Annotated in this window: 18 protein-coding genes; 6 read left to right on the top strand and 12 right to left on the bottom strand. The window is 67.6% G+C overall.

Translation table 11 applies throughout. From position 1 onward, the window contains the following. Window positions 1-89 precede the first annotated feature (89 nt). Window positions 90-830, bottom strand: a complete 741-nt coding sequence (locus ACZ5TO_RS18510) for an SDR family NAD(P)-dependent oxidoreductase (RefSeq protein WP_464800742.1) — start codon at window positions 828-830, stop codon at window positions 90-92. 74 nt (window positions 831-904) lie between these two features. Continuing rightward, the gene (locus ACZ5TO_RS18505; RefSeq protein WP_464800741.1) at window positions 905-1,585 is read right to left on the bottom strand and encodes a GntR family transcriptional regulator; all 681 of its coding nucleotides are present in this window, start codon (window positions 1,583-1,585) and stop codon (window positions 905-907) included. Between the two features lie 132 nt (window positions 1,586-1,717). Here ACZ5TO_RS18505 and ACZ5TO_RS18500 point away from each other — a divergent pair, with 132 nt between their 5' ends. Both ACZ5TO_RS18500 and ACZ5TO_RS18495 read left to right on the top strand, forming a co-directional pair. Then, entirely contained in the window at window positions 1,718-2,767 is a 1,050-nt protein-coding gene (locus ACZ5TO_RS18500) for a phosphotransferase (RefSeq protein ID WP_464800740.1), read from the top strand. A gap of 2 nt (window positions 2,768-2,769) precedes the next feature. Continuing rightward, complete coding sequence (locus ACZ5TO_RS18495) at window positions 2,770-4,086, top strand: aspartate aminotransferase family protein (protein WP_464800739.1); 1,317 nt, start codon at window positions 2,770-2,772, stop codon at window positions 4,084-4,086. A gap of 158 nt (window positions 4,087-4,244) precedes the next feature. Here the strand turns inward: ACZ5TO_RS18495 and ACZ5TO_RS18490 are convergent, their stop codons facing one another. The 6 genes from ACZ5TO_RS18490 to ACZ5TO_RS18465 form a co-directional block, all read right to left on the bottom strand. Beyond that, window positions 4,245-4,583, bottom strand: a complete 339-nt coding sequence (locus ACZ5TO_RS18490; protein WP_184140821.1) for a RidA family protein — start codon at window positions 4,581-4,583, stop codon at window positions 4,245-4,247. A 103-nt stretch (window positions 4,584-4,686) separates the two neighbouring features. Next, window positions 4,687-5,619, bottom strand: coding sequence for a phosphatidate cytidylyltransferase (locus ACZ5TO_RS18485; protein ID WP_464800738.1), 933 nt, complete (start codon window positions 5,617-5,619; stop codon window positions 4,687-4,689). Further along, window positions 5,616-6,257, bottom strand: a complete 642-nt coding sequence (locus tag ACZ5TO_RS18480) for a lysophospholipid acyltransferase family protein (protein ID WP_464800737.1) — start codon at window positions 6,255-6,257, stop codon at window positions 5,616-5,618. The genes ACZ5TO_RS18485 and ACZ5TO_RS18480 overlap by 4 nt, the downstream gene beginning before the upstream one ends. Then, window positions 6,254-6,679 (bottom strand): hypothetical protein, encoded by a 426-nt coding sequence (locus tag ACZ5TO_RS18475; protein WP_184140814.1) that lies wholly within the window; start codon window positions 6,677-6,679, stop codon window positions 6,254-6,256. The genes ACZ5TO_RS18480 and ACZ5TO_RS18475 overlap by 4 nt, the downstream gene beginning before the upstream one ends. Beyond that, complete coding sequence (locus ACZ5TO_RS18470; RefSeq protein WP_184140812.1) at window positions 6,676-8,010, bottom strand: phosphatase PAP2/dual specificity phosphatase family protein; 1,335 nt, start codon at window positions 8,008-8,010, stop codon at window positions 6,676-6,678. The genes ACZ5TO_RS18475 and ACZ5TO_RS18470 overlap by 4 nt, the downstream gene beginning before the upstream one ends. Before the next feature lie 7 nt (window positions 8,011-8,017). Then, on the bottom strand, window positions 8,018-9,754 hold the full coding sequence (locus ACZ5TO_RS18465; RefSeq protein WP_184140810.1) for a bifunctional alpha/beta hydrolase/class I SAM-dependent methyltransferase: 1,737 nt from the start codon (window positions 9,752-9,754) through the stop codon (window positions 8,018-8,020). A 120-nt stretch (window positions 9,755-9,874) separates the two neighbouring features. Here ACZ5TO_RS18465 and ACZ5TO_RS18460 point away from each other — a divergent pair, with 120 nt between their 5' ends. Continuing rightward, on the top strand, window positions 9,875-10,465 hold the full coding sequence (locus ACZ5TO_RS18460; RefSeq protein WP_184140808.1) for a CDP-alcohol phosphatidyltransferase family protein: 591 nt from the start codon (window positions 9,875-9,877) through the stop codon (window positions 10,463-10,465). Here the strand turns inward: ACZ5TO_RS18460 and ACZ5TO_RS18455 are convergent. The 3 genes from ACZ5TO_RS18455 to ACZ5TO_RS18445 all read right to left on the bottom strand — a co-directional run bounded on the left by ACZ5TO_RS18455 (window position 10,462) and on the right by ACZ5TO_RS18445 (window position 13,784). Further along, a complete protein-coding gene (locus tag ACZ5TO_RS18455) occupies window positions 10,462-11,775 on the bottom strand; it encodes a replication-associated recombination protein A (RefSeq protein WP_464800736.1) in 1,314 nt (437 codons plus the stop codon). The two genes, ACZ5TO_RS18460 and ACZ5TO_RS18455, sit on opposite strands and share 4 nt — an antisense overlap. A gap of 67 nt (window positions 11,776-11,842) precedes the next feature. Beyond that, complete coding sequence (locus tag ACZ5TO_RS18450; RefSeq protein ID WP_184140804.1) at window positions 11,843-12,235, bottom strand: RidA family protein; 393 nt, start codon at window positions 12,233-12,235, stop codon at window positions 11,843-11,845. Window positions 12,236-12,290: 55 nt separating this feature from the next. Beyond that, on the bottom strand, window positions 12,291-13,784 hold the full coding sequence (locus tag ACZ5TO_RS18445) for a M81 family metallopeptidase (RefSeq protein ID WP_464800735.1): 1,494 nt from the start codon (window positions 13,782-13,784) through the stop codon (window positions 12,291-12,293). A gap of 165 nt (window positions 13,785-13,949) precedes the next feature. On the opposite strand from ACZ5TO_RS18445, the gene ACZ5TO_RS18440 reads away from it, so the two are divergent. Continuing rightward, complete coding sequence (locus ACZ5TO_RS18440; protein ID WP_464800734.1) at window positions 13,950-14,813, top strand: MurR/RpiR family transcriptional regulator; 864 nt, start codon at window positions 13,950-13,952, stop codon at window positions 14,811-14,813. Between the two features lie 47 nt (window positions 14,814-14,860). Here ACZ5TO_RS18440 and ACZ5TO_RS18435 read toward each other — a convergent pair whose 3' ends face one another. After that, a complete protein-coding gene (locus ACZ5TO_RS18435) occupies window positions 14,861-15,976 on the bottom strand; it encodes an ABC transporter substrate-binding protein (protein WP_184140798.1) in 1,116 nt (371 codons plus the stop codon). Window positions 15,977-16,215: 239 nt separating this feature from the next. On the opposite strand from ACZ5TO_RS18435, the gene ACZ5TO_RS18430 reads away from it, so the two are divergent. Then, on the top strand, window positions 16,216-17,004 hold the full coding sequence (locus tag ACZ5TO_RS18430) for a pyrroline-5-carboxylate reductase (protein WP_464800733.1): 789 nt from the start codon (window positions 16,216-16,218) through the stop codon (window positions 17,002-17,004). Window positions 17,005-17,011: 7 nt separating this feature from the next. Beyond that, entirely contained in the window at window positions 17,012-18,316 is a 1,305-nt protein-coding gene (gene pncB / locus ACZ5TO_RS18425; RefSeq protein WP_464800732.1) for a nicotinate phosphoribosyltransferase, read from the top strand. Window positions 18,317-18,462: the final 146 nt, after the last annotated feature.

Here is an 18,462-nt window from a genome sequence, read left to right as displayed (position 1 = left end):
CGGCTGCCGCCTGCCCTTTCCCCTGGGCCGTCGGCCGATTGATGCACTCCGGTCATTTGCGGTCAACGGAATTTTCCGTGCCGGCCGTATCAGACGTGCTGTCCTCCGTTGATGTGGATTTCCGCGCCGTTGATGTAGGACGACTGTTCGGTGCAGAGGAAATGGATGGTCTCGGCCACCTCGCGCGGCTCGCCGAGCCGGCCCATCGGCACTTCCGCCGCCACCAGCGCGTCGGTGCCCGGCGAAAGGATCGAGGTCTCGATCTCGCCCGGCGCGATGGCATTGGCGCGCACGCCGCGGCGGCCGAATTCATGCGCCATCTCGCGCGTCAAGGCCGCCAGCGCCGCCTTGGACGCGGCATAGGCGACGCCCGCAAAGGGATGCACGCGCGAGCCGGCAATCGAGGTGACGTTGACGATCGAGCCCTTCGCGGCCTCCAGTTCCGGCATCAGGGCCCGGGCGATCAGCGCCGTGGAGACGAGGTTGACGTTGAGCACCTGCGTCCAGGCGGCGGCGTCCGTATCCAGCACGCCGAGCCGGCCGCGGTCCGGCCCCTTCGGCGAGATGCCGGCATTGTTGACGAGCGCGTGCAGCCGGCCGTTCGGCAGGCGCTCGCGCACCGTCGCGGCAAGGCGGTCGATCTGCGAAAGGTCGGCGAGGTCGGCCTGGATGTGGCTTTCGCGCGCCGAGGGCCAAGCGCATTCCTCGGAGAACGCCTGGCGCGAGACGGTGAAGATGCGCCAGCCCTTCGACTGGAAGAGCTTGACCGTGGCATGGCCGATGCCGCGGCTCGCCCCCGTCAGCAACATGTAGCGACGTTCTTCGGTCATGCGGGGCGATCTCCTTGATGCTTGATACATCGTAATGAGCGGCCGGCGAATTGCAAGCCTCCCGCCGCAAAAGCCTAGGCCCGACGCGCGATGCGCTCCTCGCCACGCTCGATGCGTTCGAGGATCGGCTTTCCACCGAGCAGGATGTCGTCGACGATCGCCATGGAGGCGGCGGCCGGATCGTGCCGCTTCAGCGCCTCGACGACCGGATAGTGGTGGTCGATCATTGCCCGCCCGCCCGGAATATAGGCGTCGGAAATATGCGGCCCCATCTGCAGCCAGAGCCGGCGCAGGATGCCGTTGAGCACCGCAAGCCCGGCGATCTGCGGCAGCATGAAGTGGAAGGCCTGGTTGAGCTGCGTGCCCTTCAGCCGGTCGCCGGCGGCGATTGCCGCCTCGTTTTCCCGCAGAATGCGCTCCAGCGCCTCGATATCCGCGCTCGTCGCCACCTGCGCCGCCTTTTCCGCGGCAAGGCCTTCCAGCCGGATGCGGATCGCGCGGATTTCCATGTAGCGGCTCTCGCTGAGGCCGGGGATGCGGATGTCGCGCGGCGAGCGGAAGGTGATCGCCTCGTCGTTGGCAAGGCGCAGGATCGCGTCGCGGATCGGCGTGACGGAGGTGCCGAACTGCTCGGCAAGGTCGCGGATCTTCAGCCGGTCGCCCGGCTGGAAGCGTCCCTCGATCAGCGCATCGCACAGCGCGCCGTAGACGGCACCGTTGAGGCTCGCATGGTCCAGTGTCGTGAATTCGGGCATGGAACTGGTCCGCAAAATCGAGTAACACGATACTTGATGCATCTTTTTTGACGGGTTTCAAGTCTGCGGGCCGTTTTCGACCCCTCGCGGGCAGCAGTTCAAAGGCGATGCGGCCTGCGCATGGGAGCCAGCATGACACACTCACCGCCCGCCGCCCGCGCGGCCGATTCCATGTCCGCGACGTGGAACCCGACGACGCTCGACGACGCGCGCGCCGCCGTGGCCGCGGTCTATGGGCACGACGGCACCGTCAAGCGCCTGTCCAGCGAACGGGACGAGACCTTCCTCTTCACACGGGAAGACGGCATGCCCTTCGTGCTCAAGATCGCCAATCCCGCCGAGGACCCGGCGGCGCTGCAATTCCAGGATGGCGCGCTGCTGCACCTCGAAGCGGCCGCGCCCGCCGTGCCCGTGCCGCGCCTCGTGCCGACACGTGCCGGCGCGCCGAGCCACACGCTCGCCACCGCCGACGGCCCGCGCATCATGCGGCTCCTCACCTTCCTGCCCGGCGAATTGCAATACCGCACGCAGCCGGGCGAAAAGCAGAGCCGCAATGTCGGCCGGGCGCTCGCCGAGCTCGGGCTTGGCCTCGAAGGCTATGACGGCCGCCCGCCGGCCGGAAAGCTGATGTGGGACATCTCCCACACGCTCGACCTCGTCGCCGTCGCCGGCCACGTCGCGCCGGAGCGGCGGGCGGCGACCGGCGCCGTGCTCGCCGAATTCGAGCGCGCCCTGCCCGCCCTTGCCGCCCTGCCGCGCCGGCAGATCATCCACAACGACTTCAATCCGCACAACATCCTGCTCGATCCGGCCGAGCCGAGCAAAGTGGTCGGCATCATCGACTTCGGCGACATGGTGCACGCGCCGCTCGTCAACGACCTTGCCGTCGGCCTGTCCTATCATCTGGCGACGGACGACTGGGCGGCCCGCGCCAGCGCCTTCCTCGAAGGCTTCCTGTCGGCCCGCCCGCTGGCGCCGGAGGAGATCGCGGTCCTGCCGCTTCTCCTGCGCGCCCGGCTCACCATGTCGGTCGTCATCGCCGAATGGCGCTCCGCGCTGTTTCCGGAAAACCGCGACTACATCATGCGCAACCACGCCACCTCCTGGCGCGGCTTGCAGAACATATCCGATCTCACTCCCGCCGGGCTGAAACGGCTCGTGCCCAACCTTTCCGAGGCCTGATCATGTCGATGGTGAATGCATTTTCGCGCGAGGATTTCGAGCGGCTGAGCGAGGCCGACCGGGCACTCATCGCCCGCCGGGAAAAGGTGCTCGGCCCCGCCTACCGCCTGTTCTACGAAAAACCGCTGCACCTCGTGCGCGGCGAAGGCGTCTTCCTCTACGACGCTGCGGGCGAAAAATATCTCGACGCCTACAACAACGTCGCCTCGCTCGGTCATTGCCATCCGCGCGTGGTGGAGGCCATCAACGCGCAGACCGCCGTGCTCAACACCCACACGCGCTACCTGCACGAGGGCATCGTCGACTATGCCGAGGCGCTGACGGCGACCTTCCCCGAAACCCTCAGCCAGGCGATGTTCACCTGCACGGGGAGCGAGGCGAACGACCTTGCTGTGCGCATCGCCCGCTTCGTGACGGGCGGCACCGGCATCATCGCCACGGACCTTGCCTATCACGGCCTGACGAGCGCCGTCGCCGAGTTCTCCCCCTCGCTCGGCGAGGCCGTGACGCTCGGCCCGCATGTGCGCACCGTGCCGGCGCCCGACAGCTACCGCCACGCGCCGGACGTGATGATGGAGAAATTCGGCCGCGACGTTCAGGCGGCTATCGACGACCTCAAGCGCCACGGCATCAAGCCGGCCATGCTGATCACCGACACGATCTTTTCGAGCGACGGCATCTTCGCCGGCCCGAAAGGCTTCCTCAAGCCCGCGGTAGACGCCATCCATGCGGCCGGCGGTCTCTTCGTCGCCGACGAGGTGCAGCCCGGCTTCGGGCGCACGGGCGAAGCGATGTGGGGTTTCGAGCGCCACGGCGTCCAGCCTGACATGGTGACGATCGGCAAGCCGATGGGCAACGGCTATCCCATGGCCGGCATCGTGCTGCGGCCGGAAGTCGTCGCCGAGTTCGGCCCACGCGCCCGCTATTTCAACACCTTCGGCGGCAACCCCGTCGCCGCCGCCGCCGGCAAGGCGGTGCTGGACACGATCCGCGAGGAAGGCCTGCAGGAAAATGCGCTTGAGGTCGGCCGCTACCTCAGGGAGGGGCTCGAAAGCCTTACCGACCGCTATCACGCCATCGGCGACGTGCGCGGCTCCGGCCTCTTCGTCGGCGTCGAGATCGTCGCCGACCCGGCGGCCAAATCGCCGGACGCGACGCTGACGACGCGCATCGTCAACGGCCTGCGCGAACGGCACATTCTCATCAGCGCCTCCGGCCCGCGGGCGAACGTCCTGAAAATCCGCCCGCCGCTCGTCTTCTCGCGCGAGAACGCCGACATGCTGGTCGACAACCTCGCCGATGTGCTGAAGACGCTCTGACGAAAAAGCCGGGCCACACTCCTTTCCGTCGTCATGGTCGGGCTTGACCCGACCATCCATCCAACGGCACGCCGCGGATCGTGGATCCTCGGGTCAAGCCTGAGGATGACGCAGGAGAGGAAGGTAGTGCTCCCGGCGTTTCCCGTGCGTGGACCCGCTCAGACGAGCGCGGTCACCTGGATCTCCACGAGGAGCTCGGGCGTTGCGAGGCGGGCTTCGACGGTGGCGCGTACCGGCAGGTTGTCCGGGTCGACCCATTTGTCCCACACGTCGTTCATCTGGGCGAAATGGGCGATGTCGCGCAGCCAGATGTTGGCGCTGAGGAGCTTGGCCTTGGACGTGCCGGCTTTGGCAAGCAGGCCATCGATCTGGTTGAGGATGTCGCGGGTCTGCGCCGTGGCGTCGGCGCCTTCGCCCGTGACGCCCGCGGTGGTGACGATGCCGTTGACGACGACGGCCTTGCAAAAGCGCTTGCCGGGTTCGATACGCTTGATCATGGAATCCTCCTTCTGGGAACGGTTTTGCCGGATGGCGGCAGCGCGGCATCAATGCCCGAAAGGCCGGCGGAGTGCAACGCGCGCAGGCGCAAATCCGTGAAGATCACGTCCAGGCATAGCGCACGATGTGGAAGAAGACCGGCGCGGCGAAGACGAGGCTATCGGCCCTGTCGAGCATGCCGCCATGGCCCTCGATCATGTGCCCCCAGTCCTTGACGCCGCGATCGCGCTTGATCGCCGAGGCGACGAGGCCGCCGAAGAAGCCCATGACGGAGGCGAGCGCGGCGAGCGTGCCGGCCTCCACCGGCGAAAACGGCGTCAGCCACCAGAGGCCCGCGCCGAGCAGCGAGGCGCTCCCGATACCGCCGATCAGCCCTTCCCAGGTCTTCGACGGCGAGACGGTCGGCGCGACCTTGTGGCGGCCGAAGAGCTTGCCGAAGATATATTGCAGCACGTCGCTGCCCTGCACCGTCGCGATGAGGAAGGCGATGAGCAGCAGGCCCCGGCCCTCGTTGCCGGGAATCGGCAGCGTCACCAGCGCCGGCACATGGCTGATGCAATAGACCGAGAGCATGATGCCCCATTGCTGCTCGCTCACCCTTTCGAGGAAATGGGACGTATCGCCCCGGATCGCCGTGAGCACCGGCATGGCCAGGAAGCAGTAGACGGGCACGAAGATGGAATAGAGCCCGTACCAGTCGATCCAGATGAGATAATACTGCACCGGGATGACGACGAGGAACATGCCGAGCAGCGTCCAGCGGTCAGCGCGGCGCGTGTTGGTGAGCGTCACATATTCACGCAGCGCCGCGAAGGAGACGAAGGCGAAGAGCAGGACCACGCCGCCCTTGCCGAAGAGGAAGGCGACGCTGATGCCCGCCACCATGATCCACCAGGCCTTGATGCGCGCATTGAGGTTTTCCAGCGTCGACGGCAGGGGCCTCGCGGCGCGCCAGGACAGCACGCCCGCAACGAAGCTTGCCGTCGCAAGCACGGCGACGAGGCCGAGGAAGAGGCGTGTCGTGTCGTCGTTCATCCGTTTCCATCCCTTTTCGGCGCGAGCGCCAGAAGCGCCTGCCGCGCCCGCTCGAGAAAGGCCTTGCGGTCTTCCCCCGCCTCCAGCGCCATCGGCGCGCCGAAGACGACGCGGCAGAGCAGCGGCACGGGCAGCAGCGCGCCCTTCGGCAGGACGCGCGACATGTTCTCGATCCAGCAGGGCACGAGCTCGACGTCCGGCCGCGCGGCGGCAAGGTTGTAGAGGCCCGAGCGGAAGCGCAGCAGCGGCGCCTCGCCCATGTTGCGCGTGCCCTCCGGAAAGAAGATCAGCGACTGGCCGGCGTCGAGCGCACTCAGCATGACCTGCATGGGGTCAGCCGTACGCTCCACCCAGTTGCGCTCGACCAGAACCGTGCGCAGCAGCCGGCCCGCGATGAAACGGCGCACGGGGCCGGCATTCCAGTAGTCCGCGCCGGCGACGGCGGCGGTGCGGGCGCGCTCGGCCGGCGGCAGGCAGGTCGAGACGAGGATGAAGTCGCCGTGGCTCGCATGGTTGGCGAAATAGATGCGCTGGCGGCCGCGCGGCGCCGCGCCGGCCCAGATCGGCCGCACCCCGGTGACGGCGCGCGACAGGACCGCCAGAACCGCGCCGGAAGCCCGTTGCAGCAGCGTCGTCATGCCCCGCCTCCCCCGGCCGCGTCGAGCAGCAGGACGGCATAGAGGCAAAGGGCGACGGCGAGCGCGGCCCATTGCAGCCGCACGAGCCGCCGGCAGCCGGCAAGGCGTGCGGCAAGCGGAGCCGGTGCGGGGCTCTTTTCGCGAAGGCCCATGCGCGCCAGCACGTCGTCCACCGCGGCAAGGCCCGCTTCTTCTGTGCCATAAGAGGCGGCGAGACGGAAGAGCGCGGCGTCGAAGACGAGATGGACGGAAAGGGCGAGCGGCAGGAGGCAGAAGGCGAGCAGCAATCCCCAGGCAAGCGGCCCGGCAAAGCCGTGTGCGCCCGCCGTCGGCGGCGCGGCGGCGAGGATCAGCACCGCGAGAAGCCCGCCTGCAAGGCCGTGGCGGCGAAGGCGGGCGACGATTGCCGACAAATCCGTCATCGCGCGGCCTCCTCGATGAGGGCATGGGCGGCGAGGGAAAGGCGCACCGGCCGGCCGGCGGCCCTCACCTGCTCGACGGCTGCCGCGGCATTCCCGGCCAGCCCCGACCGCACCAGCCAGCAGGCGGCGACGAGGGCGCTGCGCTGGAAGCCGAGCGCGCAGCAGACAAGAACGGGACCGCGGCGGCGAGCGATATCGAGCGCATCGGCCGCCGCGCGGAGACGCGCCACGGGAACCGGCAGCAGGTCGAGCGAGGCAAAGGCGTGCCAGTCAAGGCCGGGCAGCGCCACGCCCGGCAGTTCCGCCATCATGTCGATCACCGCGGCATAGGGGGAAAGCGCGCCCTTCCTCGGCAGGCGGCCGAGGAAGACGCCGTCCGCGATCTCCGCCGCCGCCGGTAGCCGCCGCGTCCACCAGAGGACGTTGAGCCGCACGCCGAGCCGGTAAGGCAGCAGCAACCAGCGGCTTGCAAGGCTGATGCGCCCGTCCGGCCGTTTCTGGAACGCGTCCGCGCCGCCGCCGGCATAGGCGAAGGCGACGATGGCCAGCGCAAGCGCCGGCCAGAGGAGGAGAAGGCCGGCGCCGGTGATGCGCGTGGCGGCTATCGACAGGGCAAGGAAGATAGCCGCACCCGCCGCGTAGCAGGCGGCAAGCCGCCGGGCCTTCGGCTCCCCGGCCGGGCGAAAGCCGGACGGCAGCGCGGGGCCTTCGGTCGGAAACAACCAGAGGGCGAAGAGGCCGAGCAGCGCGCCGGTCGGGATATCGATGGCATGGTGCTGCCATGTGGTCAGCACGGAAAGGCCAATCAGAAAGCACCAGACATGCCAGACGGTCCGCCACGCGCCGCGCAGCCGCCCGCGCCAGTGATCCCAGATGATCACCAGCAGCGCGATATGCAGCGAGGGCGCCTGGTTGAACGGTTTGTCGAAACCGCCGAGCACGTCGAACAGGAAGCCCGGCACGCCGTGCGTCTCCGGCCGCACGAAGATCGCCCGCAGGGGAAAGGCGATGAAGCAGAGAACGGCGACCACCTGCGCGACAAGATAACGCCGCGCCAGCCGCCCCACCTCCTCCGGCGTGTCGCAAACGAAGAGCGAAAGCGCGTAGAAGACGTTGATCGACCAGTAGGGCACGATCGTCCAGGCAACGAAGGGAATGTGCCGCTCCCAGCCGAAGGCGAGGTTCGGCACGTCCGTGCGCAGCGAGGCCAGCCAGTTCGACGTGCCGTAGGTAAGATAGAAGAACGGCCCGAGGACGGCGAGCCATAGCGCCGCCGCGCGTACGGCGGCGCGACGTGACAGGACCGGAACGGGTGCGACGCCCTCCCCCATGCCGGCCTCAGACGCGCTCGGCCAGCGACACGGTGAAGATGCCCCATCTGTCGATGCGCTGCTCGATCTTGCGGAAGCCGGCGGCGGTAACGAGCTGGTCCATCTCCTGCTGGCTGCGTCGCCGCATGATCCATGCCGCCCCGCCGCGATGGGACGTCAGCGCCCGGGCGATCATCTCGAGCTGCGGATGCCAGGGCTGGCCGGTATAGACGAGCAGCGCGCCAGGCTCCATCGCCCGCGCAAGACCCGTAAGCGAGGCCTCGATCAGCGCATTGTCCGGGAAGAGCTCGTAAAGGCCGGAGACGATGGCGAGCGTCGGCTTGGGATCGATCCGCGCCAGCCCTTCCGTGTCGAAGGCGTCAGCGCGGCGGAAGGACGCGACGGATTGCAGGCCGCGCGCGGCGATCAGCGCCGTGCCCTTCTCGACATTGATCGGCGAATAATCCTGCAGGCGGATGCTTTCCGGCTTCGCCGCGGAGGCCGCGACGGCGTCGAGCACGTAGCGTCCGTGGCCGGCGGCGATGTCGAGGACGCGCAGCGGCCTGCCCTCGCCGGCAAGCCGCGCCAGCGCCCTGCCGATCAGTTCTTCCAGATGGACCTTGCGCTGGCGGATGCCGCGCCAGCCGATGGCGCTCAGGAACTGCCGGTCGACCAGCCGCCCGCCGGGGCCGAGGCCGCGCGCCTCATCTTCATAGACATAATCCAGCGTCGAGCCGGAATCGAAGCCGGTGCGAAGGCCCGTGGCGATGCCCTTGGAGATGAGGCCGCCGAGGCGGATCGAGGCCCGCGTGAGCGCCCAATAGAGCCCTCGGGGAGAAAGAAGCGGCAGCGGGCTTGCCAGCCGGTCGGCCTCGTCGCGCGTCGCGCCGGAAAGATGCGCCTGCCGCAGGTCGGCGACGACCGGCGGTTCGACGAAACGCGCCGTGACGAAGGCCCGCACCTTCTCCAGCGCCGTGGCCCGGTCCCGCTCGCCGAGCGTGTCGTGGTAGAAGCCGGGCAGGATGTGGCGCTCCTTGATCGTGCTGCCGAGATTTTCGAAGAAGCGGTGCTGCGGCGCATGGCGCACGACGAAATCGCTGCCGGAGATGAGGACCTGCGTCGGCACCGTGATGGCACGGGCATCCGCCACCACGCGGCCCGCCGCCTCGTAGAGTTCCAGCAGGATGTTGGAGGCGATGGGACGGGTGATCAGCGGATCGGCCTCGAACGAGGCGATGCGCGCCGGATCGTGCGTCAGGAAGCGGGCCTTGACGTAGGAATTGACGAAGAACGGGCCTTTCAGCTTCTGCCAGAGTGCAATGCCCTCTTTCGCGAAAGGCACGTAGAGCTTCACGTCGAAGGCGGGCGAGGCGAGCACCAGTGCACGAATGGAAGGCGCGTAGTCGTGCACCCAGGTCGCGGCCAGCACGGCGCCGACGCTCTGGGCGACGACGGCGATCCGCTCCATCGGGAAGCCCCCGGTTTCGACGATATGCTTCACGAAACAGTCGAGGTCGCGCACCGAATGGGCGAAGGACGGCGAATGGCCCCTTTTGCCCGGCGAACGGCCGTGGCCGCGCGCATCCCAGGCATAGAAATCGAAATCGTCGAGCCCCAGTTCCTCCACGATATGGGCCACCCGGCCGCCATGCTCGTGGCCGCGATGCAGGAGCACGACAGCGCCCTTCGCCGTGCCGGAGCGGGCGGGCCAATGGCGGTAGAAGAGTTCCACGCCGTCATGGCTCGCGAACGCCGTTTCGATCATGCCGTCTTCCCTCTGCGTCGATGTCATCCCCACCTATACGGATGAGCGGGCATGTTTGCAGTTGATTTTCGTGCGATTGGGCTTTCTTTTCAGGGGAATACTCGTGCGGACCGCGCCTTCATGTCGATCTACAAGCTGAAATCCTCCTTCCAGTCCCTGCTGCGCCCGCTCGTCGGGCGGCTCGCCGCGCTCGGCGTCACCGCCAACCAGGTGACCATCGTCGCGGCGGTCGTCTCGCTGGGGATCGGCGCGCTTCTCGCGCTCGATCCGCGGCCTGCGCTCTTCGCGCTCGTCCCGGTCTGGATGTTCCTGCGCATGGCCTTCAACGCCGTGGACGGCATGCTCGCCCGCGAGCACGGCCAGCAAAGCCCGCTCGGCGGCTATCTCAACGAGCTTGCCGACGTGGTGTCCGATGCCGCGCTCTATGCGCCCTTCGCGCTCGTCGCGCCCTTCTCGCTGCCGTGGCTTTCCGCCGTCGTCTTCCTCTCGGCGTTGACGGAATTTGCCGGCGTGCTTGGCGTCGCGCACGGCAAGGGGCGCAGCTACGAAGGGCCGATGGGCAAGAGCGACCGGGCGCTGCTCTTCGGCGCGCTCGGCGCGCTCGTCGCCGCCTTCGGCACGCTGCCGGCCTGGACCTGGCACATCCAGCCCATCGCCTGCGTGCTGCTTGCCTGGACCGTCGCCAACCGCGTGCGGGCGGGCCTCGCCTAGCGCTTGCGGAAACGGCGCGGCGTCGAACGTCCCGTCACCTCGTCCCAGTGCTCGTCGGCGCGCCGCTCGAAGGTCGCCGCATCCCGGGCATCGCTCTGGTAGAAGGCGCCGCGCGGCACGTCGGGCGCATAGGCCTGCTCGCTCCAGCCGCGCGTGTCGTCATGCGGGAAGGCATAGCCGACATGGCCGAGGGCGGCCGCGCCCTTGTAGTGGGCGTCACGCAAGTGCATCGGCACGGCGGAAGGCGGTTCGGCCGCCACATGGGCGAGCGCCAGCGAGATGCCGCGGCAGGCGGAATTGGATTTCGGCGCGCGGGCGACGTGGAGCGCGGCATGGGCGAGCACGATCTGCGCTTCGGGATAGCCGATCTTCTCCACCGCATGCAGCGCCGCCACGGCCGTCTGGAGCGCGGTGTTGTCGGCAAGGCCGACGTCTTCGGACGCGTGGATCATGATGCGCCGGGCGATGTAGCGCGGGTCCTCGCCGCCATGGACGAGCCGGGCGAGCCAGTAGAGCGTGGCGTCGGGGTCCGAGCCGCGCATGGATTTCACGAAGGCCGAGACGACGTCGTAATGCGCATCGCCCATGCGGTCGTGGTTGACGGGCGCGGCCGCGTAGGCCTCCTCGACCATTGCTTCCGTCACGACGACCGGCTCTCCCGGCGCATGACCGACGGCAAGGCTCTCCAGCACGGTCAGCGCGCGGCGGGCGTCGCCCCCGGAGCGGCCGGCGATGCGGCGAAGCTGCTCCGACTCCAATTGAACCTCGATGCCCTGGTTCGTAAGATGGGCAAGGCCGCGCCGCACCACCTCCTCCATCTCCTCGATGCTCAACGGCTCCAGCTTCAGGATCGTCGAGCGGGAGATCAGCGCGGGCGTGAGCGTGTGGTAGGGATTGCCCGTCGTCGCGCCGATGAAGTCGGCGACACCCTCCTCGCAGAGGGCGAGGAGATGGTCCTGCTGGGTGGCGCTGAAGCGGTGCACCTCGTCGGCGAAGAGCAGCGTCGGGCGCATGCGCGCCTCGTCGGCGATCTTGCGGATGTCGGCGACATTGTTGTGGGCGGCGTGCAGCGGACGGAAATTCTTGCCGAGCATGGTGCCGATGGCCCGGGCGATGGAGGTCTTGCCGAGGCCCGGCGGCCCATAGAGGATGATGCTGCCGAGCCGGCCGGCGGCGATGCGCCGGCGCAGCATCGTGCCGGGGCCGATGATCTTCTCCTGGCCGATGACGTCGTCCAGCGTCGCCGGGCGCAGTTCGGCGGCAAGCGGCATGGAGCCGGTGCGCGGCGCGGCGTCGAAAAGATCGCTCATCGGAACCTCCATCGGAAATCGGCTGGCCCCGTCTAGCGGCCCGCGCGATGGGGGTCAAAGGAAACCGTCAGGCGGGTCGGCGCCGCACGGCCATCGCCGTCACCTCGACGCGCATGCCGGGATCGGCGAGCGCGCTGACGCCGACCGCGCAGCGCACCGGATAGGGCTTCTTGAAATAGGCGCAGTAGACCTCGTTGAAGACCGGGCGCTCGGCCATGTCGGTGAGGTAGATCGTCAGGTGGATCACGTCGGCAAGGCTGCTGCCGGCCTTTTCCAGCGAGGTCTTCAGGCTCTCCAGCGTGCATGTGCTTTGCGTGCGGATATCGCCTGTCTCGATGGAGCCGTCGGCCCTGAGCGGGATATGCGTCGTCATCAGGAGGTTGCCGAGGCCGGCGACGTCGGAGGAAATCTCGCTCTCGTCCGTGTCCTCGATGAAGAAGGGGGCGTCGTGACCGGCCATGGCGATTCTCCTCTGATCGTGTTTTAGCAAGCCACACAGGCTTTGCCGCCGTCCGTCAACCGGAAATCGGCGGATCGAGCCCGAGCGGATCGGCGACACGCGGCCAGATGTCGAGGCGCGCCTTGCGGTAGGCGGTCGTCGCAGGATCGGTCGGATAGGAGGTCGGCGCGGCGATATAGACGATCTTAGAGGAGACCGGCTCGAAACCGGCATGGAAATGGTTGGTCGACTTGACCAGCAGGAAGGCCTTCTTCGTGAAATCCACGCCCTGGTTGGACAAGATGTCCGGCTCGTAGGTCTGGGTGCGGCTGGTGATCAGCACGATGTCGATGCTCGTGCCGACCGGGCGCACGACCGCCGTGCTGCCGAGCGTCACGCGGCTGTTGCGAAAACTCTGCCAGCCGGCATCGAACACGGCCCGAACGGTGACGCGCAGGTCGAGCGGCTCGCCGCCCTCCGGCCCCGACTTGCCGCCGAAGCGCAGCGCCAGCTCCGCCCCCTCGCCCGCCGCATGGCAGAAGGCGACGGCGATGGGGTCCCAGATCGTCGCGACCGCGACGTCCTGGAAGCCGCGCTCGATCATCCGGCGCAGGATATGCGTCGCATCGCCCGCCACGCCGCCGCCGGGATTGTCCCAGACATCGGCGATCGTCACCGGCTTTTCCGACCGCCCGGCGCGGATGGCGATCGCCCGGTCGAGGCCGGCCTCGGTATCGAGCATCGGCATGGCGGTCGTCTTGCGCAGGCCGTAGAGCTCGTGGCCGAGCCGCTGCGCCAGCGCATCGCCCTTCTCCTTGTCATCGTCCGTGACGACGACGATGCGCGTTCCCATCTCCGGCACGTCGCCGGCCATGAAGCCGTGGATGACGGAAATGGAGAGAATGCCGTCATGCCCCTCCATCGCCTTCAGCCGGTCGACGAAGGAGCGCATCGGCTCGCGGCTCGTCGGGTAGATGGTGATCATCCGGCAGTCGAAGGTCGAGATGACCGGGCGGACCTCGCCCTTCAGGGTGCGTAGCGCAAGATCGACGACATGCTCGCCACGCTCCTCGAAATCCGTATGTGGGAATTCGAGGAAAGCCGCCATCAGGTCGAGATTTTCGACGCGTTTGGCCGTCAGGTGGCTGTGCGGATCGAATTCGGCGGCGACCAGCACGCCGGGGCCGACGAGATCGCGGATGCGAGCCAGCAAATCGCCCTCCGGGTCGTCGTAGCCCTGCGCCACCATCGCGCCGTGCAGGCCCAGCACGACGGCATCGACGGGCAGAGCGGCGGCAAGCTCGCCGAGGATCAGGTCGCGCAGGCCCTCATAAGTCTGCCGCTGGATGAGGCCGGCCGGCTCCGCCCAGCAGGACGTGCCCTCGATCACCGTAAAGCCCTCCGCCTTCCCGCGACGGCGCAGGATCGGCACGACGGAGGAGCAGAGCGTCGGCGTTTCCGGATGCTCCCCCGGCCCCGCATAGAACGCCGCCTTGAAGGCGTTGAGGTCCGTCGGCACGGGGGAAAAGGTATTGGTCTCGGTGGCGAGCGACGCGGTGAAGATGCGCATGCCGATCATTCCTGACGTTTGATGTGTAATCTGTTTTCAGAAATGCGCTATTTTCTCCGTTTCCGTCAACACGGAATGCCATTTTATGAAAATAATTTACATATGAAGCGACGCGCCGGGTATGATACGAACGGCCGAACGGCACATCATCTGTTAGGAGCATGCATGGACCTTCTTCACGCCCTTTCGGACGAAGAGGGCACGTTTTCCGCACGGGAAAAGGCGCTCGCCCGCCTGGTGCTGGAGGATATCGATTTTGCCGTCAACGCGTCGATCAACGATCTGGCGGAGCGGGCGGGCGTCTCGCCGCCGACGGTGACGCGCTTCTGCCGCCGGCTCGGCTGCCAGGGTTTTCCCGATTTCAAGGTGCAGCTCGCCAAGATGCCCTATGTGGGCCTTCGCTATTTCGCACCGGAAACGCCGACCGAGACGCCGGAGGAGGTCGCCGAGGATATCGTCGCCAAGGCGCAGAACGCGCTTTTCCAGATGCACCGCCAGCTCGACCTCGCAGCGATGAGCAAGGCCGCGCATCTGCTGCGCGGGGCCGATTTCATCCATGCCTTCGGCGCCAGCGGCAATTCCGCGATGATCGCCCATGAACTGCACAACCGGCTTTTCCGCCTCGGCTGCCCGGTCAGCGCCTCCAGCGACCACGGCATGAACGCCATGCTCGCCGCCGCCGCCGCGCCGGGCACGGTGGTCTTCGGCTCGTCCTTCAGCGGGCGCGACCCGATGCTGGTGCGTTGCCTCGACCTTGCGCGCGGGCGAGGCGTTCCCACCATCGTCGTCACGCAGAGCGGCTCGCCGGTGGCGAAGGCGGCCGACGTCGTCATTGCCGTCGACCTGCCGGAGGGCAGGAACATCTTCCGCCCCACCTCGACGCGCTACGCCTATCTCGCCGTCATCGACATCCTCGCCAACCTCGTCGCCTATGCGGATCGCGAGAAGGCGACGAGGATCCTGCGCAGCATCAAGGAAGAGCTTGTCCGCCGCCGCGACGGCGACGACCGGCAGGCGCTCGGCGACTGATTGGGAAACGGGACGGAAGGCGGCCCTCGCCGCCTTCCACGCGTCGCCTACTTCTTGATCGAGGCGTAGCTGCCATTGCTCCAGCGGTTGATGTCGTAGCTGGCGTCCTTCAGGTCGCCCTTCTCGTCGAAGAGGACGGAACCGACGACGGTGTCGATCGGCTGGCCGTTCTTGAGGGCTTCGGCGACCTTCGTCGGATCGTCGGAGCCGGCGCGCTCGATGCCCTGCGCGAAGGCCTGGATCACGGCATAGGAGAAGAGCGTGAAGCCTTCCGGCTTGAAGCCGCCGGCCGAAATCTTCTCGACGGCCTCCTTCGCCTCGGGCTTGGCCTGCGGATCGGAGGGGAAGACGAAGAGCGTGCCTTCGCCGGCCGGGCCCGCCACCTGCCAGAATTCCGGCGAGGCGATGGAATCGGGCATGATGAGCTGGAACTTGTAGTTCTGCTCGGCGGCCTGGCGCAGGATGAGGCCGGCTTCCGGATGGTAGCCGCCGAAATAGACGACCTCGACCTTGGCGTCCTTCAGCTTGGTGACGAGGGCGTTGTAGTCCTTCTCGCCGGCATTGATGCCTTCGTAGATCGCCTCCTTCAGACCGTTCTCGTTCATCGTGGCACGCACGGCGTCGGCAACGCCCTGGCCATAGGCCGTCTTGTCATGCAGCACGGCGACATTCTTGCCGGCATATTGCATGGCGATCCATGGGCCGATGAAGGCGCCCTGCGCGTCGTCGCGCGTGTAGAGGCGCATGATGTTGGTCCAGCCCTTGGCGGCAGCGTCGTCCGTCATCACCGGGTTGGAGGAAGCCGGGCTCATCATCAGCGTGCCGTTTTCCGCATAGACGGCGGAGGCCGGAATGCTCGAACCCGAGCAGGCATGGCCGTCGACGAACTTGATGCCGCTCGCCGCGATGCGGTTGGCGACGGAGACCGCCTGCTTCGGGTCGCACTGGTCGTCCTCGAACTGCAGCTTGACCTGCCGGCCCATGACGCCGCCCTTGGCGTTGATGGCGTCGGCGGCGGCCTGCGCGCCCTGCTTGAACTGGTCGCCGATGGTGGCGAGCGGCCCGGTCATGGGTCCGGCCACCGCGAAGGTGATGTCGTCCGCCCGCGCGGCCGTGCCCATGAGCAGGCCGAAGGCCGCGCCGAGGATCAGGATGCGTCTCATGTCTCTCAACTCCCTTTTTCGCCCGCGTCCGCGCGGGTCGGTACCTGCAAGATCGTTCCCCGCCCGCAGCCTGCTCTTCTTCATCGGCCGGCTTGCGGGCTTTTCCCGCGATACGCACACTGGCATGGCGGGCGCCGGGGCCGCAAGGCACCCGCATGCCCGGCGGAAGGGGAAATTTGCAATTGCTGCGCGCCGGTTTTTCTGGCCCTATGCCGGCGCGACAGGAACGGAACCTCAGAATGACCAAGCCCCTTGCCCGCAGGATCGGGTTCATCGGAACCGGCGCGATCACCGACGCCATGGTGCGCGGGCTTCTTGCGTCCCCGCCCGCAGTGGAGGCGGTCATGGTCTCGGCCCGCAATGCGCAGATCGCCGCAAGGCTCGCCGCCGATTTCCCGGCCGTTGCCGTCTCAAAGGACAACCAGACGATCGTCGACGGCTGCGAGACCGTCGTGCTCGCCATCCGCCCGCAGATCGCCGAGGAGGTCGTCCGCCCCTTGCGCTTTCGCGACGGCCAGACGGTGATCAGCGTCGTCGCCGCAACCGCCCGGACTACCCTCCTCGACTGGATCGGCGCGGACGTGCGCCTGACACAGACGATCCCCCTGCCCTTCGTGGCGCAGCGCAAGGGCGTCACCGCGATCTTTCCGCCGGACGGGGAGACGGCGGCGCTGTTTGCCGCGCTCGGCACGGCCGTCGAATGCGAGACGAAGGCGGAGTACGACCTTCTCGCCGCAGCAAGCGCCCTGATGGCCACCTATTTCGGCATCATGCAGCAGGCGACGGACTGGCTTTCGGACAAGGGTCTGCCGGAGGAGAAGGGCCGCGCCTATCTCGCGCCGCTCTTTGCCGGCCTTTCCGAGACGGCGCTTGCCGCCGATCCGAAGCTCCCCTTCGCGCATCTTGCCGGGGAATTTGCCACGAAGGGCGGCCTCAACGAGCAGGTGTTGCGCGACTTCGGGGAGAAGGGCGGGCTCTCGGCCCTCTCCCGCGCACTCGACCGCGTCCACCAGCGCATCACGGGTTAGGAAGACAATGGCCGTCACCGACATCGCGACCCGCGCCTACGACCACACGTTCCGGCTCGATCCCATCGTGCGCAGCCTGCTCGACACGGACTTCTACAAGCTGCTGATGCTGCAGATGATCCGGCAGCTTCACCCGGACGTGCAGGCGACCTTCTCGCTCATTAACCGCACGACGCGCGTGCGCCTTGCCGACATCATCGACGAGGGGGAACTGCGCGCCCAGCTCGACCATGCCCGAAACATCCGCTTCACCAAGAAGGAGCTGATCTGGCTGGCCGGCAACAGCTTCTACGGCAAGGCGCGCATGTTCGGCCCGGATTTCATCGCCTGGCTTGCCGATTTCCGCCTGCCGGAATACGCGCTGCACAAGGCGGACGGGCAGTACGAGCTGCACTTCTCCGGCCCCTGGACCCACACGACCATGTGGGAGATTCCGGCGCTCGCCATCATCAACGAGCTGAAATCGCGCGCGGCGATGCGCAACCGCGGCCAGTTCACGCTCGACGTGCTCTATGCCCGCGCCAAGGCCCGGCTCTGGGAGAAGGTCGAACGGCTGCGGCACCTGCCCGACCTCGTCATCTCCGATTTCGGCACGCGCCGCCGGCACGGCTTCCTCTGGCAGCGCTGGTGCGTGGAGGCGCTGAAGGAGGGGCTCGGCGAGCGTTTCATCGGCACCTCCAACGTGCTCCTCGCCATGGACGCCGACCTCGAGGCCATCGGGACCAATGCCCATGAGTTGCCGATGGTCGCGGCGGCACTTGCCGAAGGCGACGAAGCGCTCGCCCGCGCACCCTACGAGGTGCTGGAGGAGTGGCGCCAGCACTACAACGGCAACCTGCTGATCGCGCTTCCCGATGCCTTCGGCACCGCGTCCTTCCTTGCCAACGCGCCGGACTGGGTGGCCGACTGGACGGGCTTCCGCCCCGACAGCATGCCGCCCATCGAGGGCGGCGAGCAGATCATCCGCTGGTGGCGGGAGAAGGGACGCGACCCGCGCAGCAAGCTGCTGATTTTTTCCGACGGCATGGACATCGACAGCATCGAGGAGACCTACCGGCACTTCCACGGCCGCGTGCGCATGAGCTTCGGCTGGGGCACCAACCTCACCAACGATTTCCGCGGCTGCGACCCGGACGGCGGCACGGGCCTCGATCCCATCTCGCTCGTGTGCAAGGTGACGAGCGCCAACGGCCGCCCGGCCGTCAAGCTCTCCGACAATCCGCTGAAGGCAACGGGCGATCCCGCCGAGATCGAGCGCTACCGCCGCGTCTTCGGCGTGAGCGGACAGGACGCGCGGCCCGTCGACGTCTGACGGCGGGCAAAAAAAATGGGCCGGCGGAAACCGCGGCCCATGAGATGTGAAGGTTAAAAACCTCCAGAGGGGAACAGCTGCTGCGACGGCACTGGGAGGAAAAAGCCGTCCTGTGCATCAGCTGGAGGCACTATGCTCGTTTTTTG

The sequence above is a fragment of the Shinella sp. Sh6 genome (genome assembly GCF_055392685.1).
This window is presented reverse-complemented; position numbering and strand designations above follow the sequence as displayed.

Excerpts from the sequence above, each read along its gene's own strand:
- ACZ5TO_RS18455 (WP_464800736.1), bottom strand. The coding sequence starts at position 11,775 with ATGAGCGATCTTTTCGACGCCGCGCCGCGCACCGGCTCCATGCCGCTT.
- ACZ5TO_RS18500 (WP_464800740.1), top strand. The coding sequence starts at position 1,718 with ATGACACACTCACCGCCCGCCGCCCGCGCGGCCGATTCCATGTCCGCG.
- ACZ5TO_RS18470 (WP_184140812.1), bottom strand. The coding sequence starts at position 8,010 with ATGGGGGAGGGCGTCGCACCCGTTCCGGTCCTGTCACGTCGCGCCGCC.
- ACZ5TO_RS18495 (WP_464800739.1), top strand. The coding sequence starts at position 2,770 with ATGTCGATGGTGAATGCATTTTCGCGCGAGGATTTCGAGCGGCTGAGC.
- ACZ5TO_RS18485 (WP_464800738.1), bottom strand. The coding sequence starts at position 5,619 with ATGAACGACGACACGACACGCCTCTTCCTCGGCCTCGTCGCCGTGCTT.
- ACZ5TO_RS18440 (WP_464800734.1), top strand. The coding sequence starts at position 13,950 with ATGGACCTTCTTCACGCCCTTTCGGACGAAGAGGGCACGTTTTCCGCA.
- ACZ5TO_RS18445 (WP_464800735.1), bottom strand. The coding sequence starts at position 13,784 with ATGCGCATCTTCACCGCGTCGCTCGCCACCGAGACCAATACCTTTTCC.
- ACZ5TO_RS18480 (WP_464800737.1), bottom strand. The coding sequence starts at position 6,257 with ATGACGACGCTGCTGCAACGGGCTTCCGGCGCGGTTCTGGCGGTCCTG.
- ACZ5TO_RS18430 (WP_464800733.1), top strand. The coding sequence starts at position 16,216 with ATGACCAAGCCCCTTGCCCGCAGGATCGGGTTCATCGGAACCGGCGCG.
- ACZ5TO_RS18505 (WP_464800741.1), bottom strand. The coding sequence starts at position 1,585 with ATGCCCGAATTCACGACACTGGACCATGCGAGCCTCAACGGTGCCGTC.
- ACZ5TO_RS18465 (WP_184140810.1), bottom strand. The coding sequence starts at position 9,754 with ATGATCGAAACGGCGTTCGCGAGCCATGACGGCGTGGAACTCTTCTAC.
- ACZ5TO_RS18475 (WP_184140814.1), bottom strand. The coding sequence starts at position 6,679 with ATGACGGATTTGTCGGCAATCGTCGCCCGCCTTCGCCGCCACGGCCTT.
- ACZ5TO_RS18510 (WP_464800742.1), bottom strand. The coding sequence starts at position 830 with ATGACCGAAGAACGTCGCTACATGTTGCTGACGGGGGCGAGCCGCGGC.
- pncB (WP_464800732.1), top strand. The coding sequence starts at position 17,012 with ATGGCCGTCACCGACATCGCGACCCGCGCCTACGACCACACGTTCCGG.
- ACZ5TO_RS18435 (WP_184140798.1), bottom strand. The coding sequence starts at position 15,976 with ATGAGACGCATCCTGATCCTCGGCGCGGCCTTCGGCCTGCTCATGGGC.
- ACZ5TO_RS18460 (WP_184140808.1), top strand. The coding sequence starts at position 9,875 with ATGTCGATCTACAAGCTGAAATCCTCCTTCCAGTCCCTGCTGCGCCCG.
- ACZ5TO_RS18490 (WP_184140821.1), bottom strand. The coding sequence starts at position 4,583 with ATGATCAAGCGTATCGAACCCGGCAAGCGCTTTTGCAAGGCCGTCGTC.
- ACZ5TO_RS18450 (WP_184140804.1), bottom strand. The coding sequence starts at position 12,235 with ATGGCCGGTCACGACGCCCCCTTCTTCATCGAGGACACGGACGAGAGC.